Below are 19,324 nucleotides of genomic sequence, written 5' to 3' on the forward strand. Positions count from 1 at the left end.
GAGTGATGTAAAATGAATCTAAATGATACGTTGTTTTTATTCTTATGTACTTTGTTAGTTTGGTTGATGACACCTGGTTTAAGTTTGTTTTATGGAGGATTAGTCCAGTCTAAAAATGTATTGAATACTGTAATGCAAAGTATGTCTGCAATTGTAGTAGTTACATTTGCATGGATTATACTCGGGTTTAGTTTAGGGTTTGGGTCGGGAAATCATATCCTAGGGGATTTTACATATTTAGGATTGCAACATGTTGGATTTAACACACAAGCTGATATTTCGCCACATATACCATTGGCATTGTTTATGTTATTTCAGCTAATGTTTTGTACGATTGCGGTTTCTATTTTATCCGGATCTATTGCAGAAAAGATGAAGTTTATTCCATATTTAATATTTGTGTTTTTATGGGTCATCTTAGTTTATAGTCCAGTTGCCCATTGGGTATGGGGTGGCGGTTGGATAGATGAATTAGGTGCTATAGATTATGCAGGTGGCACAGTTGTCCATATTACTTCGGGTATTTCAGGGTTAGTATTGGCCATTATGATTGGTGCAGGGAAAAATTTCGATAAACGTCCACCTCATAATTTAATTATTACTTTAATAGGTGCAATTCTGGTTTGGGTTGGATGGTATGGCTTTAACGTTGGTAGTGCTTTGACATTTGATAGCATTGCTATGACATCATTTGTAAATACAGTCATTGCTGCAAGTGCTGGATCATTAGGTTGGTCTGTAATGGAGTATTTAATGAAAAAAACAACGAGTTTAATTGGGATGCTTTCAGGTATGTTAGCTGGTTTAGTAGCTATTACACCAGCTGCAGGTTTTGTTGGTTATATGAGTGCAATTATTATTGCGATTATTGGAGGAATCTGTTGTTACTTTGCAATTAACTATATTAAAGTGAAATTGAAATATAATGATGCGTTAGATGCTTTTGGCATACATGGTATTGGTGGTGTAGTGGGAGCGATACTTACTGGTGTATTTCAATCGCATAGAGTGAATGAAGGCGTATCAGACGGAATTGTCTTTGGCGGTGGTGTTGAAACCGTGTGGGTGCAAATCGTTGCTGTAGTAGTGACAATTATATTTAGTGGGGTACTTACATTTGTAATAGCGAAATTTATAGGATTATTCAGTGCGTTAGGTACAGATGAAGTGGAAGAAGAGCAAGGTTTGGATTATGTGGTACATGGTGAGCGCGCATACTTTAGTGGTGAGTTTGGTGAAAGAGATTACTTCAGTGGAGAATTAAATAAGTTTAATAGGAGACCATAGGTTATAGAAATGAACTATTTGTCTTAAACAACGTTTTATAAATAGTGAAAATATAATAATTGAGAGAATATAAAAGGGTAAAGCAATGGAATGATGCAATATAAAGTAGAGAAAATCGCCTCTCAAGCATATAAAATAAGTTGGAGAGGCGATTTGTTAAGTGTTTAGGATTTATTTTCTTGTTCTTGGCGTTGCTGTTGTTTGATAAGTAGTGCAGATAACCATGCGGTGATTGGGATGCTAATAGCTACTGCAATACCTCCGAGCATGATTGAAATAAATTCTTGAACGAAAATTTTAGAATTAATAATGTGGCCAAAAGAATAATTCAGTTTAAAAAACCAAAAGAATAATGTAAGTTGTCCACCAAAATAAGCTAAGTAAATTGTATTTGCAGACGTAGCTAATATTTCTCTGCCTACACGCATGCCGGAATGGAATAAATCACTTTGGCTTAATAATGGATTAGCCTGATTTAACTCATACATCGGTGAGCTGATTGTTATTGCTAAATCAATAACGACAGCAATGACCGCAAGTACAACTGTGAATACCATAAATTTCACCATATCTATGCCGATATTCATAGAAAAAATATACGTTTCGTCTTGTTGTTCTGTTGTAAATCCTTGTAAGTGACCAATAGATACTGAAAGATAGATGCCAACAATTAAGATGATCGTTGTGAGTATTGTGGCATAGAAAGCAGCTTTGGTCTTTGTGTTGTAACTATTCAGTACAAATAAATTACAACATGCAATTACGATACAAAAAATTAATGTGACGATATAAATTGGTGCGCCAAACATAATGAAAATAATAGATAATAATAATATAACGAAGTTAAGGAATAGTGTTAGGTAGGAAACGAGACCTTTCTTTCCTCCGAATATTACCATTAATATGAATAATAATATTCCTAATATAGTTGTTACACTCATTGTTTAGCACCTCGCATTTTAAACCATACTTGCATAAGTATGATGGTGATAGGTATCGTCAATACAATTCCTATGCCGCCAGTAATGGCTCTAGATACTTCTAGTGACCAATTCATAGATATAGTATACGTAATAGTGTTTCCATTTTTTAAATAAATTAAGAGCATGGGCAAGCTACCAGATAGGTATGAAAACAAAAGTATATTGGTCATTGTTCCCATGATATCTTGGCCGATATTACGACCTGCTAAAGCCCAACGAGTCATACTAATATCAGGCGTGCGACGTAATATTTCATGCATGCCACTTGCAATTGTAATAGCGACATCCATAACTGCACCAAGGGACCCGATCATGACTGATGATAAAAAGATTTCTTTTGGTGGTAAAGTTAAAAAACTCATCGTTTCAAATTTAAGCCCTTTGCCATCAGTTAACTCTATAACTAAATGTGTGACGCCAATACAAATGAATGTACCGAGCAATGTACTAATAATGGTGATTAAGGTTCGCCACTGCCATCCTGTTACCAGTAGTAAGGTGAAAATAGTCGATATGATAATTCCGATGCTTACCAACAAGAACAGACTAATATTTGGTGATTGATTGTGAATCATTATTGCTAGAATTACAACACCTGAATTAATCACTAATGATATTAGAGATTGTAAACCAATTTTTCTACCAACTAAAAGTACAGTTAAAAGGAATATACCCGTTACTGCAACTAGCAGACTATCACGCTTTTTCTCAGTGATATATGCATCGTTAGGGTGTTTGTCGATATGAAGTAACACCTTGTTATGTTTCGAGAAGGCTTCACTATCAGCTTGTGAAGCTATGTAATTATTTTCAATAGTTGCAGTTTGTCCATCAAATTTACCGTTTAATATTTTGATTGTTAGTTTCTGAGTGTGCTTTGTATCTTTATTGTGATGATCATCTGTTACATGGGATGTCGATACATTTTCGACTTTGGTGATTTCGCCAATTGTATTATGGTAAAATTTAGCATTTACAAAAGTGAAAATAAACACCCCGATGAAGATGATACAAAACAGTAAGATGACCCAATTGAATGGGCGTTTTAAAAATAAATTCAACTTCATGATTGTATTTCAATCCTCTCTCTTTAGACAATGTGATTATACGCCCATGAAAATATGAATTCAAAGATTTATATGTTTCTCATTTCAGTTATATAAATTAATGATAAGTTGCACTACGACTAAGCAGCTGATCAATTGTAGACTGCATCAGTTGGATATCATTTTTTCTATTATCTGTTCTCGTAACACTACAAATGGTTCTTTTGAGCTCTGTATGATTAAGCGGAATATCAACCCACTTTGTTGGATTCCGGTCTAAGAAATGATACGTTGCTGTGATAATATAACCGCGTTCATGATTTAATAAATATTGAGCCAACTGTGGATGTGTAACGGTTTGAATGGGTTTTTCGAGTACTTTACTTAAAATTTGTTTAATACTATTGGGTAATGCATAGAGTTCGTAAATTGATTTATTTGAAAACTGAACTAATGGCGGATTAGTAGCCATTGTGATGGGATCGTCTTTGGGTGCATATATATGATAGTTTTCTTCGAATAACGGATTGATCTTTAGCCTTGGATTTTGTTTAATGGTATGTGTTAGGTCGGTAAAGCCGATATCGATTTGATCAGTTAATAAGGCACTTATAATTTCTTCTTCTTCCATTAGTATTGGTTCGATGATGGATTCGCTTTGATTTTCAAAGGACTGAATTAATAAAGTTAACACTTGAGAGATATAACTTTCGACATAACCAATTCGAATAATAAAATGATTTGATCGAGATTGTTTATGAAATAAACGTTTCGTTTCGTCCAATTGATCAATTATTTTTGTAGCTTCTGCAAATAATTGTTTACCCGAATCTGTTAAATAAATATTACGACCTTCTCTTTTGAATAAAGTGACTTGTAGTTCTTCTTCTAATTGTGTGATTTGTCTACTAATTGCTGATTGTGCAATGTCTAATTCGAGTGCTGCCTCAGATAAATGCTCCCGTTTAGCTACTTCTATAAAATACTTTAATTGCTTGATCTCCAATATTTAATCCCCCATTAATTAACTATTGTTCTAATAATTAGAATGATATCATCTAATTTATATATTGAACAGATTAATCAACTGCTATATAGTTTACTTACTTAATTTAATATTCAGAATTTTCGTAAAAGAGGTGAACATCATGCTCGAATATAATAAAAAATTGGGCTTATATGATAGTCGTGAGGAACATGATGCATGTGGTATAGGATTTTATGCCAATATGGATAATAAAAGAAATCATGATATAGTTGAAAAATCATTAGAAATGTTGCGTAGATTGGACCATCGTGGTGGCGTAGGTGCTGATGGCGTGACGGGTGATGGCGCAGGTATCATGACTGAAGTACCGTACGACTATTTTTCAAAAAATATAGATTTAGAATTGCCTGAAGAGGGGCATTATGCAGTTGGTATGTTTTTTGCAAAAGAGAAAATAGCTGGTTCGAAACATGAAGCGCAATTTAATGCACATTTTGAAGCGGAAGGCTTATCAGTAATTGGCTACAGAGATGTACCGGTAGATGTAACAGCGATTGCACCACACGTTGCAGCTACGATGCCGCATATTCAGCAGGTATTTGTATCTTTAAATGATGTTTCACATGTAGAACGCATGCTATTTTTAGCTCGTAAACAAATCGAAAATTATGCAAATCAACAAGATTTGGATTTATATTTTACTAGTTTGTCTAATAGAACAATTGTCTATAAAGGTTGGTTACGTTCCGATCAAATCAAAGCACTATATTTAGATTTAAACAATGAAACTTATGTTTCTAAATTGGGGCTCGTACATTCAAGATTTAGTACTAATACATTTCCTAGTTGGAAACGTGCACATCCTAATAGATTGTTGATGCACAATGGTGAAATCAATACGATTAAAGGTAATGTTAATTGGATGAGAGCAAGACAAAACGAATTAATCGAAACGGTTTTCGGTGATGAAAAAAACAAAGTGAAAGAAATTGTTGATGAAGATGGCAGTGACTCTGCAATAGTAGATAATGCGTTAGAGTTTTTATCATTAGCAATGGAACCTGAACGTGCAGCGATGTTAATGATTCCAGAACCATGGCTATATAATAAAGCTAACGATGCCAATGTTCGTGCGTTTTATGAATTCTATAGTTATTTAATGGAACCGTGGGATGGACCTACAATGATTTCGTTTTGTAATGGCGATAAAATTGGTGCATTAACAGATAGAAATGGATTGCGTCCAGGGCGTTATACAATTACGAATGATAATTATATTGTCTTTTCATCCGAAGTAGGTGTGATTGATGTACCAGAAGAAGAAGTTGCTTATAAGGGTCAATTGAATCCTGGAAAATTATTATTAGTAGACTTTAAAGAAAATAAAGTCATTGAAAATAATGAATTGAAAACACGTATTGCAGATGAATTACCGTATGAAAGTTGGCTTGAACAATTTTCAGTAGACTTAAAATTAGACCAAGTAAAATATGAATCTTCTAAATGGAATGAAGAAACATTAACTAAATTGCAAAAACAATTTGTTTATACTAAGGAAGAAATGGACAAATACATGACTGAATTAGTGGAAAGTAAGAAGGATCCAATTGGTGCGATGGGCTATGATGTACCCATTGCGGTATTGAACGAAAAAGATGAAACATTGTTTAATTACTTTAAACAATTGTTTGCACAAGTTACGAACCCACCTATTGACGCTTATCGTGAAAAAATAGTAACGAGTGAATTAAGTTATCTAGGAAGTGAAGGTAACTTATTGGATCCAAATGAAGACGTCTTAAATAGAATACAACTTAAAAAACCAGTCATCACGGAAGCTCAATTAGACGCTATTGAAAATAGTAGATTTAATGTAAAACATCTTTCGACTATATATCGTGAAGATTTAGAAATGGCACTTGATGCATTAGGTTCACAAGCAATTCGTGCAGTCAAAGATGGAAATGAAATTTTGGTGCTAGATGATCGTGTGTTGGAAACAGAAGATGGTTATGCGATGCCTATGTTATTGGCTTTAAGTCACATACATCAGTTATTGATAAGAGAAGGACTACGTATGCGTACAAGTCTTGTAGCTTTATCTGGAGAAACGAGAGAAGTGCATCACGTTGCTTGTTTATTAGGCTATGGCGCAAATGCCGTTGTACCTTATTTAGCACAGAGAACAATAGAACAATTGGTGTTGAAGCAACGTATTGAAGGTGAAGTAGCGGAAAATGTACAAGCGTATACAGATACTTTATCTGAAGGTGTTATTAAAGTCATGGCAAAAATGGGTATTTCGACTGTTCAAAGTTATCAAGGTGCACAAATTTTTGAAGCAATTGGCTTGTCTGATGAAGTTATCGATAAATATTTTACAGGTACACAATCTAAATTGTCCGGTATATCCATTCATATGATAGATCGGGAAAATAAAGAAAGACAGAAACCAAAAAGTGAATATATAGAGTCTGGAAGTACGTTCCAATGGCGTCAACAAGGTCAACATCATGCCTTTAATCCAACTTCAATTCATTTGTTACAACATGCTTGTCGTTCAAATGACTATGCAAAATTCAAGCAATTTTCAACTGATGTAAATCATAAACGTACCGACCATATACGTCATTTAATGGAATTTAAAACGCAATCACCTATAGATATAAGCCAAGTAGAACCAGCAAGTGATATCGTAAAACGTTTTAATACAGGAGCGATGAGTTATGGTTCTATCTCTGAAGAAGCACATCAAACATTAGCAGAAGCGATGAATCGCATGGGTGGTAAGAGTAATAGTGGTGAAGGTGGAGAGAACCCAGAACGTTATACGATTGATGACGAAGGTCGAAATCATTCTAGTGCTATTAAACAAGTTGCATCAGGTAGATTTGGTGTCACGAGTGATTACTTGCAACATGCAAAAGAAATTCAAATTAAAGTTGCTCAAGGGGCTAAGCCAGGTGAAGGTGGACAATTACCAGGTACAAAAGTCTATCCATGGATTGCTGAAGTAAGGGGTTCAACACCTGGTATTGGATTGATTTCTCCGCCACCACATCATGATATCTATTCAATAGAAGATTTAGCACAGTTGATTCACGATTTAAAAAATGCTAATAAAGAAGCCAATATTACAGTGAAACTTGTGTCTAAGACAGGTGTTGGTACGATTGCTGCAGGTGTTGCAAAAGCTTATGCAGATAAGATCGTTATCAGTGGATATGATGGTGGTACAGGTGCTTCTCCTAAGACAAGTATTCAACATGCTGGTGTCCCATGGGAGATTGGACTTGCTGAAACACATCAAACACTTATGATGAATGATTTAAGATCAAGAGTGAAAGTCGAAACAGATGGTAAATTGCTGACAGGTAAAGACGTTGCTTATGCTTGTGCATTAGGTGCAGAAGAATTCGGTTTCGCTACTGCTCCACTTGTAGTATTGGGTTGTATCATGATGCGTGTATGTCATAAGGATACATGTCCGGTTGGTATTGCGACTCAAAACCAAGATTTACGTGCGTTATATAATGGTCGTGCAGATCATGTCGTAAACTTCATGCATTTTGTCGCTGAAGAATTGAGAGAAATCTTAGCTGAATTAGGATTGAAATCTGTTGAAGAATTAATCGGTCGAACAGATTTACTACAACGTACAACTAATTTAGCTTCACGTCGTCCGAAAGCTGCTGCAATGAATGTTGAAGCGTTACTATATCAACATGAAGGTGATCGCTTTAAGAAAATTGAACAAAATCATCATTTGGATGTAAGTCTTGATATGACAAGATTATATCCAGAAGCTAAAACAGCAATTGAACAGGGAACATCATTCACTGGTGAATATATATTAAACAATGAACAACGTGACGTCGGTGTAATAACTGGTAGTGCGATTACAAATGCACATGGAACAGAAGGATTACCTGAAGATACGATTTATGCCAAGACTACTGGTCATGCTGGACAAAGTTTAGCTGCATATACGCCAAAAGGATTTACAGTACATCATACAGGTGACGCCAATGATTATGTTGGTAAAGGATTGTCCGGAGGTAAAATTATTATCAATGCTCCTAATAATCAACGCGAAAAAGAAATAATAGCAGGTAATGTATGTTTCTATGGTGCATCTGAAGGTAAGGCATTTATCAATGGTAAAGCGGGTGAGCGTTTCTGTATTCGTAATAGTGGTGTTCAAGCTGTCGTTGAAGGTATTGGAGATCACGGATTAGAATATATGACTGGTGGTCGTATTGTAATACTTGGTGATGTTGGTAAAAACTTTGGTCAAGGTATGAGTGGTGGAGTAAGTTATATCTTCCCTTCAAATGTAAAACAATTTAAAAAAGAACATGAACTAGATACATTAGATTTTGATGCAATTACAGTTGAAGAAGAACGTTCAGTATTAAAAGAAATGTTAGAGGCACACGTCAAATATACAGATAGTACAAAGGCTAAAGAAATCTTAGCTGATTTTGATAATATTGCGAGTAAAGTTGTGAAAGTAATACCTAAAGACTATAAATTAATGATGCAAAAAATTGATTTACAAAAACGCAGTTCAAGTCAATTAGACGAAGCTTTATTAAAAGCCTTTAACGACAAACGCACAAATATTGAATCAGAACAACAATTGAGTGCCGTTTACTAATCATAGAGGGGGGAATTATCATGGGTGAATTCAAAGGATTTATGAATTATGACAAACAACAACTACATGAATTATCATTAGTTGATCGTTTAAATAATCACGATGCTTTCCAACAAAGGTTTACCAATGAAGAAGCAGCCGAACAAGGGGCGCGTTGTATGGATTGCGGTACGCCATTTTGCCAAACGGGAGAACCGTTTGGTAGAGAAACGATAGGGTGTCCTATTGGAAATTATATTCCTGAATGGAATGATCTTGTATATAGACAAGATTTTAAAGGTGCATATGAGCGTCTGAGTGAAACAAATAACTTCCCTGAATTTACAGGACGAGTTTGTCCAGCACCATGTGAACAATCATGTGTAATGAAAATTAATCGTGACTCAGTAGCTATTAAAGGTATAGAGCGAACAATTATTGATGAAGCATATGAAAATGGTTGGGTGCAACCTACAATTCCGAATGAACGAAAAAGTGAAACAGTTGCCATTGTTGGAAGTGGACCAGCAGGGTTGACTGCCGCGGATGAACTTAATAAATTAGGTTATAATGTTACAGTATACGAACGTGCACACGAAGCTGGTGGTTTATTAATGTATGGTATACCTAACATGAAATTAGATAAAGATGTAATTCGACGTAGAATTCAAATTATGGAAGCATCTGGTATTAAATTTGTAACAGATACTGAAATTGGTGTCGATATTAGTAGAGAAGCATTAAATGAACGACATGATGCAATTATTTTATGTACAGGTTCACAAAATGCAAGAGATTTACCATTAGAAGGACGCATGGGTCAAGGCATTCACTTTGCTATGGATTATTTAACAGAACAAGCACAAGTGTTAAATGGCGAATTAAGCGAGCCAACAATTACAGCTGAAGGTAAAAATGTAATTGTCATCGGTGCGGGTGATACTGGTGCAGACTGTGTTGCGAGTGCACTACGTGAAAATTGTAAATCAATTGTTCAGTTTAATAAATATACGAAGCAACCAGAAGAAATTGAATTTGATGAAAATACGTATTGGCCATTGGCTATGCCAGTATTTAAAATGGATTATGCTCATAAAGAATACAAATCGAGATTTGGGTTTGAACCACGTGCTTATGGTGTGCAAACTATGCGTTATGATGTAGACCATATTGGAAATATTAAAGGCGTTTATACTCAAATATTAGAAGAAACAGAAGATGGTATGGTTGTAGTTGACGGTACGGAACGTCATTGGCCAGCTGATTTAGTATTACTATCTATTGGTTTTATTGGTACAGAAACTACGGTGCCACATGCGTTTGATATTCAGACTGAGCGTAATAAAATTGTAGCTGATAACAAAGACTTTAGAACAAACCAACCACATATATTTGCAGCGGGTGATGCGCGTAGAGGACAAAGTCTAGTTGTGTGGGCGATTCAAGAAGGTAGAGCAGTAGCGAATTCAGTTGATGAATATTTGAAAGAAAAAACGTTGGTGTAATATAAAAAATGTTTGACATTTATGACGAGCTATAATATTATATTTATTGTGTTCGTTATGGAGGAATACCCAAGTCCGGCTGAAGGGATCGGTCTTGAAAACCGACAGGGGCTTAACGGCCCGCGGGGGTTCGAATCCCTCTTCCTCCGCCATTATTTTTAAAACCAAGACTAATAAATAGATTTAAACAACACTCAATCATTGATTGAGTGTTGTTTTTTTATGTCTGAAAGTAATTTGCGGCAAATAAAGGTTGGTGCAAGTTTGATCATAGCTATATATTGTGAATTTTCGCGTTAATGATTTTACATATGCTTTTGATTTTAAGAGATAGTAAGTATAGTTTGCTAAATAGGGATAGATAAGTATGATGATCGCACAATTTTTTCAATGCTAAATGAAAATGTAGAATAAGGATATTGTAAAACATTTTATGAAAGCCTTTACAAAACTTGTATAGACAAGTTATAATTTTGTTAATCATAAAACGTAGGGAGTGGATCATCATGGCTGTTAAAAAGAAAGATGTAGAGGATATAGTCGAAGCGGTTGGGGGCAAAGATAATTTGGACACAGCGACGCATTGTGTCACACGCTTAAGATTAGTCTTGAAAGATGATGATAAAGTAGACAAAGATAGACTGAGCAATAATGACTTAGTTAAAGGACAGTTTAAGGCAGATAATCAATACCAAATTGTTATTGGTCCTGGTACAGTAGATGAAGTTTATAAGCAGTTCGTTGAAGTCACAGGAACTACTGAAGCTTCAAAAGAAGATGCAAAGTCAGCGGCAGCTAAAAAAGGGAACCCGATACAAAGATTGATTAAATTATTGGGGGATATATTTATTCCGATTTTGCCAGCTATCGTTACTGCAGGTTTATTAATGGGGATAAACAATCTACTGACGATGAAGGGATTGTTTGGACCTAAACCATTAGTAGAACAGTTTCCGCAACTCGGTGATTTCTCGAATATTATAAATGTTATAGCGAGCACTGCATTTATTTTCTTACCGGCGCTCATTGGTTGGAGTAGTATGAGAGTGTTTGGTGGTAGTCAAATACTAGGTTTAGTACTAGGTTTAGTACTGATGAATCCACAATTAGTGTCACAATATGATATTGCTAAAGGTCATATACCAACTTGGCACATCTTTGGGTTAGAAATTAAACAATTGAATTACCAAGGACAAGTATTACCAATCTTGCTCGCATCTTATGTATTAGCTCAGATAGAAAAAGGCTTAAATAAAGTTGTTCATGACTCTATTAAAATGTTAGTTGTAGGGCCGATTGCATTATTGATAACTGGGTTCTTGTCATTTATTATTATAGGACCAATTGCACTGTGGCTTGGAACTGGTATAACAACTGGTGTAACGTTTGTATTTGAACATGCAGGTTGGTTAGGTGGCGCCATATATGGTTTATTCTATGCGCCGCTTGTTATTACTGGTTTGCACCATATGTTTTTAGCTGTAGATTTCCAATTGATGGGAAGTAAACTTGGCGGCACTTATTTATGGCCAATACTTGCTATCTCAAATATATGTCAAGGTTCAGCGGCGTTTGGTGCTTGGTATATTTATAAAAAAAGAAGCATGGGCAAAGAACAAGGTTTGGCGATGACTTCAGGTATTTCAGGATTTTTAGGTGTTACAGAGCCAGCAATGTTTGGAGTGAATTTACCACTAAAATATCCATTTCTTGCATCTATTATTACGTCTGGTGTTTTAGGAGCGATTATAGGAGCGAATAGAGTTTTAGGTAATGTAGGTGTCGGCGGTGTACCGGCAATTATTTCAATACAGAAAGAATATTGGCTAGTTTACGGTATCTGTATCATTATAGCGATTTGCGTACCATTTATCCTTACTATCTTCTTATCTAGATTTAGTAAAGAAGAAACGAAAGAACTTGTCGATGAATAAGGTGTGACAGTCAACAATTAAACTCGCTAAAATCAATTAGCGAGTTTTTAAAATATTAAATTAAGGTGGTCTTTAATATGGAACAGAAAGATTGGAGAAAATCGGTAGTCTATCAAATTTATCCTAAATCATTTAATGATACAACAGGTAGTGGTCAGGGAGATTTACAAGGAATTATAGAAAAATTAGATTATTTACAATATTTAGGTGTTGATTATTTATGGCTAACTCCAGTATATGAATCGCCAATGAATGATAATGGCTATGATATTAGTAACTATTATAAGATTAACGAACAATTTGGAACGATTGAAGACTTGCAAATGCTGGTGTCAGAAGCACATAAACGTAATTTGAAGATTATGATGGATATTGTTATCAATCATACGTCTACTGAACACGAATGGTTTAAACAAGCGTATACAGATAAGAACAGTCCATACAGAGATTATTATTTCTTTAGACGTTCAGCAGATAGTAAACCACCGACAAACTGGGAATCTAAATTTGGCGGTAATGCATGGAAGTATGATGCTGAAACAGAGGAATATTATTTGCATCTTTTCGACGTGACACAAGCAGATTTGAATTGGGACAATCCTGAAGTGAGAAAAGCTTTGTATGATGTGATTAATTATTGGATTGATTTTGGTGTAGATGGATTTAGATTCGATGTAATCAACCTGATTTCCAAAGGAGAGTTTAAAGATTCGAAGTATATAGGTAAGGAATTTTATACTGATGGCCCTAAAGTTCATGAATATCTCCATGAAATGAATCAATATACATTTGGTAATCGAGAAATGATGACTGTTGGGGAAATGTCTTCGACGACGATAGAAGATTGTATTAAATATTCGAATCCCAAGCGACAGGAACTGAGCAGTGTTTTTAATTTTCATCATTTAAAAGTGGATTATGTAGATGGTGAAAAATGGACGAATTCAAAACTTGATTTTCATAAGTTGAAGGAAATATTGATGGAGTGGCAACTTGGCATTTATGAAGGTGGTGGTTGGAATGCAATATTCTGGTGCAATCATGATCAACCAAGAGTGGTGACAAGATTTGGTGATGACACGACGCCTGATACACACAGAGAAAGTGCTAAAATGTTAGCTACAGTCTTGCATATGCTCCAAGGTACACCTTATATTTATCAAGGTGAAGAAATAGGAATGACAGATCCACATTTTAATGATATTAACCAATATCGAGACATAGAATCGCTAAATGCATATCATAATATGAAGGAACAAGGTATCAAAGAAAGTGAAATCATTGAAATATTGAGTCAGAAGTCACGAGACAATTCAAGAACACCTGTACAATGGTCGCGTGAATCCAATGCAGGTTTTACTACAGGGAAGCCATGGATTGATATTCCAAGTAATTATCAAAGTATAAATGTAGAAGATGCAATTAATGACAAAGATTCTGTGTTGCATACGTATAGAAAATTGATAGCTCTGAGACATGAGCATGATATTATAACATATGGTAGTATTGAGCCGATGCATATGGAACATAATGACTTGTTCATATATAAACGTCATTATAATAAAGAAACATGGTTGGTTATAGCTAATTTTTCTAAAGAAACATGTGAAATACCATCAGAAATTAAATTAGAAGGTGAAATTATAATAGCAAATGGTGAAATAAGTGAAGGTCATATCACTGGATACGGCGCTATCGTACTAAAACAGTAATTTTAAAAGGTAAGTGAGTGGGCGAAATGGTACAAAAAAAATTTATTACGATATATGAAACACTTCGTAAAGACATCTTAGAAGAGAAATTAGTTTATGGGACTCAAATACCATCAGAAAATGAATTAGTAGAACAATACCAAGCGTCACGTGAAACGGTGCGCAAAGCTTTGAATTTATTAGTGAGAGACGGAATGATACAAAAAATTCGGGGGAAAGGTTCGATTGTTATTTACCAGGGTTTAACCGAATTTCCGTTTTCAGATTTAATTAGTTTTAGTGAAGTGCAAAAAGGCTTAGGTTTAGAGCATGAAACCGAGGTAGAGGTATTAGAACGTATAACTGCAAGTGAAGTTCCCAATGTCAAAGAAGCATTGGAAATTAGTTCAAATACATGGTTGTGGCATTTAGTGCGTACGAGAAAAATTAATGGACAAGTAAAAATCATTGATGAAGATTACTTGATTGAAGCGCTTGTTCCAAATATAACCAAAAGAATTGCACGTCAATCTTTGTATGCATATATAGAACAAGATTTGAATTTAGTTATTAGTTACTCAAACAAGTCGATTACCTTTGAATCATTTGGCGCTTTAGAATATCAAATATTTGGTGATTATGTTGTACCATATACTGCAACGGTTAGAGGTATTGTTCATTTTGAAGATACAACCAAATTTCAATATAATATTTCGCGCCATTTAGCAACAGATTTTAAATTTAATGATTTTTCAAGAAGGCGTTGAGCAGTTTTGAGTACGCGCTTTAGTTAAGATACGAAAAAGAATTCAATTAAAATAATATAATGAATATAAGCTTATACTTGCATTTAAGTGTTAAATTATAGTATGATATATTTTGCCGTGCTAGGTGGGGAGGTAGCGGTTCCCTGTACTCGAAATCCGCTTTATGCGAGACTTAATTCCTTTGCTAAGGTTGTGTTTTTGTGAAGCAGCCCGAAGCACGTAGTGTTTGAAGGTTTCGGTCCTATGCAATATGAACCCATGAATCATGTCAGGTCCTGACGGAAGCAGCATTAAGTGGATCATCGTATGTGCCGTAGGGTTGCCGAGATTTAGCTGTCGACTTTGGTAACGTTTATGATACACACTCGAAGCAAAGGTGCACGGCTTTATTATTAATATAACGTTTTGAATATATATAATGAGTGACTTGTCTTTTAATAGCAGTCACTCTTTTTTTATATTAAAATATAAGCAATACTTTGTTAAGATTAAAAATGATTTGGATAAAGAATAAAAGGTGTTATTGAAACAATTTATTTATGGTTTAGCTAAGAGGAGGCGCCAATGCAAATTTATTTGAGTTCTTTAACAGAAAATGATTATGACACTAGTTTACAAGCGATAAAAACTGCATTTGAAGATGTGGTCGAATCGAATCACGATGAACAAGAATTAGTGGTGAGATTAAGAGAGTCACCAGAATACAATTATGAATTAGAAGTTGTTGCAAAAAATGAAAACGGCGATGTTGTAGGGCATATTATGCTTTCAGAAATTAAAATTGTAAATGACACAAAATCTTATACAGCGTTGGCTTTAGCGCCATTATCGGTGGTGCCTGAATACCGAAAAAAAGGCTTGGGTAAAGCATTGATTCAAGCAGTTGAAGAGCGTGTGAAGGCATTGGATTATACAACGATTATCGTGTTGGGTGATCCGAACTATTATAGTAGATTTGGGTATGAAGAAGCTAAAGCATATGACATTATTAGTCCTTTTAATGTACCGTCTGAATACTTTATGGTGAAATTTTTATGGGATCAGCTTATTGATAGACCAAATGGTACAGTAGTATACTCGGATGCATTTAAATGATGTTCACAATGCTACATTACAATGTATAATAATTGTTGAACGCTATTGGAGGTGCGAAAGTGAATTATCAAGCATTATATAGAATGTTTCGTCCGCAAAGTTTTGATGATGTAGTGGGACAAGAACATGTAACAAAAACATTACGCAATGCGATTTCTAAAGACAAACAGTCGCATGCTTATATTTTTAGTGGTCCAAGAGGAACAGGAAAAACAAGTATCGCAAAAGTATTTGCTAAAGCAATTAACTGTTTAGAGCGTTCTGATGGTGAACCTTGTAATGAATGTGCGATTTGTAAGGGAATTACAAGAGGTACGAATTCAGATGTTATAGAGATAGATGCAGCGAGTAACAATGGTGTAGATGAAATTCGAAATATTAGAGATAAAGTTAAATATGCTCCGAGTGAATCGAAATTCAAAGTCTATATTATAGATGAAGTGCATATGCTAACAACTGGTGCATTTAATGCGTTGTTAAAAACATTAGAAGAACCACCAGCACATGCCATATTTATCTTAGCTACAACTGAACCACATAAAATACCTCCAACAATTATTTCAAGAGCACAACGTTTTGATTTTAAGGCGATTGGTCAAGATGAGATTGTAGATCGATTAAGATTTGTAGCACAATCTCAGTCTATAGAATACGACGAGGATGCGCTTGAATTTGTCGCGAAAGCATCTGAAGGTGGTATGAGGGACGCTTTAAGTATTATGGATCAAGCAATTGCATTTGGAGATGAACACTTAACATTGCAAGATGCATTGAATGTAACTGGTAGTGTTGATGCAAATGCATTGAATGAACTGTTTAAAGAAGTGGCTAGCGGTGATGTAAAAGCAGCTTTTTCAACGTATCATCAATTTGTATCTGAAGGTAAAGAAGTAAATAGATTGATAAATGACATGATTTACTTCGTTAGGGATACCATTATGAATAAAACATCGAATTTACAGGTAGAGTATGACGCGCTACTTCATTATGATTTAGATACGCTATATAAAATGATAGATGTTATTAATGACACACTCGTTTCTATACGATTCAGCGTTAATCAAAATGTACATTTTGAAGTGCTGTTAGTTAAAATTGCTGAAATGATTAAAACTCAACCGGAAAGCATTCAGACTGTTGCTACTACAAGTGTTGCATCTGAGCCTAATAATGATGTACTTTTACAAAGAATGGAACAGTTGGAGAATGAACTTAAGTCACTGAAAGCTCAAGGTGTAACAGGTGGATCATCGCAACAACAAACGAAAAAATCTTCTAACAGTAGAAATAATCAAAGTAAAAATGCATTTTCAATGCAACAAATTACTAAAGTGTTAGACAAAGCGAATAAAGATGATATTAAATTGTTAAAAGATCATTGGAATGAAGTTATAGATCATGCTAAAAATAATGATATGAAATCATTGGTAAGTTTACTACAGAATTCAGAGCCAGTTGCTGCCAGTGAAACACATGTATTGATTAAATTAGAAGAAGAGATTCATTGTGAGATTGTAAATAAAGATGATGAAAAACGAACGAATATAGAAAATGTTGTCTGTAAGATAATAGATAAAACTGTAAAAGTTGTAGGAGTCCCTGCTGATCAATGGATGAGAGTGAGGACTGAATACATTCAAAATAGAAAAGGATCAGGAAGTTCGAGTGAAGGAAACCGAGCAAATGAAGCGGATGATCAATCAAGCGACGAAAGCGAAAATGTCGATGTTGTTCAAAAAGCAAAAGATCTTTTTGGGGAAAGTACAGTGCATGTCTTAGATGAAGAGTGATACATGACAATGAATAAAAAGGTATGTATAATAAATTAAAAGTGATTAATAACTATATATAAAAGTTTTAAGGAGGATATATTATGCGCGGTGGCGGAAATATGCAACAAATGATGAAACAAATGCAGAAAATGCAAAAGAAAATGGGCGAAGAACAAGAAAAGTTAAAAGAAGAAAAAGTACAAGGTACAGCTGGTGGCGGAATGGTAACAGTTACCGTATCTGGTCATAAAGAAGTTTTAGATGTAGAAATCAAAGAAGAAGCAGTAGATCCAGATGACATTGAAATGCTACAAGATTTAGTAATTGCTGCAACTAATGAAGCGATGAACAAAGCTGATGAACTTACACAAGAACGTTTAGGTAAGCACACGCAAGGCTTAAACATTCCTGGTATGTGATAATATGCATTATCCAGAACCTATTTCTAAACTAATTGATAGTTTCATGAAACTGCCAGGCATTGGACCGAAGACGGCTCAACGTCTGGCGTTTCATGTATTAGATATGAAAGAAGATGACGTAGTACAATTTGCCAAAGCGTTAGTTGATGTAAAACGAGAACTTACCTATTGTAATGTTTGCGGGCATATTACAGAAAATGATCCTTGTTATATATGTGAAGATAAACAAAGAGATCGTTCTGTGATATGTGTGGTAGAAGATGATAAAGATGTTATTGCGATGGAAAAAATGAGGGAATATAAAGGACTTTATCATGTATTGCATGGGTCGATTTCGCCTATGGATGGTATTGGACCAGAAGATATTAATATCCCTTCATTAATAGAACGGTTGAAAAATGATGAAGTTAAAGAGTTGATATTAGCCATGAACCCTAATTTAGAAGGTGAATCAACAGCAATGTATATTTCTCGTCTTGTTAAGCCAATTGGTATTACTGTGACTAGATTGGCACAAGGTCTTTCTGTTGGTGGTGACTTGGAATATGCAGATGAAGTTACATTATCAAAAGCAATTATGGGACGAACAGAAATGTAAAAGATGCTAGTATTAGCCATTTGACTCTTATTAAAGCCACCTTGTGAAGGTGGCTTTAATTTTTTATTGAGAATTTTAAAAAAGAGTAAATTATTTCAAAGTTTGTAATGTAGGCTATATTGGGGCTTGAAAGTACATCGAACCTACTCTTAACCACCACATAACAAACTATTAAAATGAAAATAGCTTTATTGTTCGTTATTTAAGCGGATGTAAGTTTTTAACAGGTAGAAAAGTGTAATTTTTAGCGTTGTTAAAGCTTTGATAAGCGTGTATAGTATTTACTTGTCGGACGAAGCAAACGACAGAAACAAACAAAACGCTTCAAACAAATAAACGAAAATTAATTTTAAAAAGTTCTTGCTTTTATAAGTCAAAACCTGTAAAATTAATTCTTGTGTTGAAGAAATGAACATTGAAAACTGAATCGCAATATGTCAACGTTAATTCCGAACACAACGATAATTCGTTGGTTCAAAAACGTGTTAATGATAACACAAATTAGTATTTTATGAGCTAATCAAACATCATAATTTTTTATGGAGAGTTTGATCCTGGCTCAGGATGAACGCTGGCGGCGTGCCTAATACATGCAAG

At 34.8% G+C, this 19,324-nt stretch carries 13 protein-coding genes, 1 tRNA gene, 1 rRNA gene and 1 other RNA gene; 13 read left to right on the plus strand and 3 right to left on the minus strand.

What is annotated here, in order from left to right; translation table 11 throughout:
* The first annotated feature begins 12 nt into the window (after positions 1-12).
* Positions 13-1,287: an ammonium transporter gene (locus tag MHZ36_RS01680; RefSeq protein ID WP_239229192.1), complete on the plus strand. Its 1,275-nt coding sequence runs from the start codon at positions 13-15 to the stop codon at positions 1,285-1,287.
* Positions 1,288-1,451: 164 nt separating this feature from the next.
* On the opposite strand, the gene MHZ36_RS01685 is transcribed toward MHZ36_RS01680, so the two are convergent.
* The 3 genes from MHZ36_RS01685 to gltC form a co-directional block, all read right to left on the minus strand.
* Complete coding sequence (locus MHZ36_RS01685) at positions 1,452-2,228, minus strand: YibE/F family protein (RefSeq protein ID WP_239229193.1); 777 nt, start codon at positions 2,226-2,228, stop codon at positions 1,452-1,454.
* Positions 2,225-3,337, minus strand: a complete 1,113-nt coding sequence (locus MHZ36_RS01690; protein ID WP_239229194.1) for a YibE/F family protein — start codon at positions 3,335-3,337, stop codon at positions 2,225-2,227. The genes MHZ36_RS01685 and MHZ36_RS01690 overlap by 4 nt, the downstream gene beginning before the upstream one ends.
* Positions 3,338-3,434: 97 nt before the next feature.
* Positions 3,435-4,322: a glutamate biosynthesis transcriptional regulator GltC gene (gene gltC, locus MHZ36_RS01695; protein ID WP_239229195.1), complete on the minus strand. Its 888-nt coding sequence runs from the start codon at positions 4,320-4,322 to the stop codon at positions 3,435-3,437.
* A 142-nt stretch (positions 4,323-4,464) separates the two neighbouring features.
* On the opposite strand from gltC, the gene gltB reads away from it, so the two are divergent.
* The 12 genes from gltB to MHZ36_RS01755 form a co-directional block, all read left to right on the plus strand.
* The gene (gene gltB / locus MHZ36_RS01700; RefSeq protein ID WP_239229196.1) at positions 4,465-8,964 is read left to right on the plus strand and encodes a glutamate synthase large subunit; all 4,500 of its coding nucleotides are present in this window, start codon (positions 4,465-4,467) and stop codon (positions 8,962-8,964) included.
* A 20-nt stretch (positions 8,965-8,984) separates the two neighbouring features.
* Positions 8,985-10,448, plus strand: coding sequence for a glutamate synthase subunit beta (locus tag MHZ36_RS01705; RefSeq protein WP_239229197.1), 1,464 nt, complete (start codon positions 8,985-8,987; stop codon positions 10,446-10,448).
* Positions 10,449-10,507: 59 nt separating this feature from the next.
* Positions 10,508-10,600, plus strand: a tRNA-Ser gene (locus tag MHZ36_RS01710).
* Between the two features lie 354 nt (positions 10,601-10,954).
* On the plus strand, positions 10,955-12,382 hold the full coding sequence (gene treP, locus MHZ36_RS01715) for a PTS system trehalose-specific EIIBC component (RefSeq protein WP_239229198.1): 1,428 nt from the start codon (positions 10,955-10,957) through the stop codon (positions 12,380-12,382).
* Positions 12,383-12,459: 77 nt separating this feature from the next.
* The gene (gene treC, locus MHZ36_RS01720; RefSeq protein WP_239229199.1) at positions 12,460-14,094 is read left to right on the plus strand and encodes an alpha,alpha-phosphotrehalase; all 1,635 of its coding nucleotides are present in this window, start codon (positions 12,460-12,462) and stop codon (positions 14,092-14,094) included.
* Positions 14,095-14,120: 26 nt separating this feature from the next.
* A complete protein-coding gene (gene treR / locus MHZ36_RS01725) occupies positions 14,121-14,840 on the plus strand; it encodes a trehalose operon repressor (protein ID WP_239229200.1) in 720 nt (239 codons plus the stop codon).
* 115 nt (positions 14,841-14,955) lie between these two features.
* Positions 14,956-15,224: signal recognition particle sRNA large type (gene ffs, locus MHZ36_RS01730), an RNA gene on the plus strand.
* 180 nt (positions 15,225-15,404) lie between these two features.
* On the plus strand, positions 15,405-15,935 hold the full coding sequence (locus MHZ36_RS01735; RefSeq protein WP_239229202.1) for a GNAT family N-acetyltransferase: 531 nt from the start codon (positions 15,405-15,407) through the stop codon (positions 15,933-15,935).
* Between the two features lie 59 nt (positions 15,936-15,994).
* On the plus strand, positions 15,995-17,725 hold the full coding sequence (dnaX, locus tag MHZ36_RS01740; RefSeq protein WP_239229203.1) for a DNA polymerase III subunit gamma/tau: 1,731 nt from the start codon (positions 15,995-15,997) through the stop codon (positions 17,723-17,725).
* Positions 17,726-17,808: 83 nt separating this feature from the next.
* A complete protein-coding gene (locus MHZ36_RS01745; protein WP_002484224.1) occupies positions 17,809-18,126 on the plus strand; it encodes a YbaB/EbfC family nucleoid-associated protein in 318 nt (105 codons plus the stop codon).
* Between the two features lie 4 nt (positions 18,127-18,130).
* A complete protein-coding gene (recR, locus tag MHZ36_RS01750) occupies positions 18,131-18,727 on the plus strand; it encodes a recombination mediator RecR (protein WP_239229204.1) in 597 nt (198 codons plus the stop codon).
* A 536-nt stretch (positions 18,728-19,263) separates the two neighbouring features.
* Positions 19,264-19,324 (plus strand): 16S ribosomal RNA (locus MHZ36_RS01755); the annotation flags it as partial.

The sequence above is a fragment of the Staphylococcus sp. ACRSN genome (genome assembly GCF_022346615.1).
Lineage (GTDB): Bacteria > Bacillota > Bacilli > Staphylococcales > Staphylococcaceae > Staphylococcus.

What these genes read in the sequence shown, in the direction of transcription:
- MHZ36_RS01680 (WP_239229192.1), top strand. Translation starts at nt 13, where the DNA reads ATGAATCTAAATGATACGTTGTTTTTATTCTTATGTACTTTGTTAGTT.
- MHZ36_RS01685 (WP_239229193.1), bottom strand. Translation starts at nt 2,228, where the DNA reads ATGAGTGTAACAACTATATTAGGAATATTATTATTCATATTAATGGTA.
- MHZ36_RS01690 (WP_239229194.1), bottom strand. Translation starts at nt 3,337, where the DNA reads ATGAAGTTGAATTTATTTTTAAAACGCCCATTCAATTGGGTCATCTTA.
- gltB (WP_239229196.1), top strand. Translation starts at nt 4,465, where the DNA reads ATGCTCGAATATAATAAAAAATTGGGCTTATATGATAGTCGTGAGGAA.
- MHZ36_RS01705 (WP_239229197.1), top strand. Translation starts at nt 8,985, where the DNA reads ATGGGTGAATTCAAAGGATTTATGAATTATGACAAACAACAACTACAT.
- treP (WP_239229198.1), top strand. Translation starts at nt 10,955, where the DNA reads ATGGCTGTTAAAAAGAAAGATGTAGAGGATATAGTCGAAGCGGTTGGG.
- treC (WP_239229199.1), top strand. Translation starts at nt 12,460, where the DNA reads ATGGAACAGAAAGATTGGAGAAAATCGGTAGTCTATCAAATTTATCCT.
- treR (WP_239229200.1), top strand. Translation starts at nt 14,121, where the DNA reads ATGGTACAAAAAAAATTTATTACGATATATGAAACACTTCGTAAAGAC.
- MHZ36_RS01735 (WP_239229202.1), top strand. Translation starts at nt 15,405, where the DNA reads ATGCAAATTTATTTGAGTTCTTTAACAGAAAATGATTATGACACTAGT.
- MHZ36_RS01745 (WP_002484224.1), top strand. Translation starts at nt 17,809, where the DNA reads ATGCGCGGTGGCGGAAATATGCAACAAATGATGAAACAAATGCAGAAA.
- recR (WP_239229204.1), top strand. Translation starts at nt 18,131, where the DNA reads ATGCATTATCCAGAACCTATTTCTAAACTAATTGATAGTTTCATGAAA.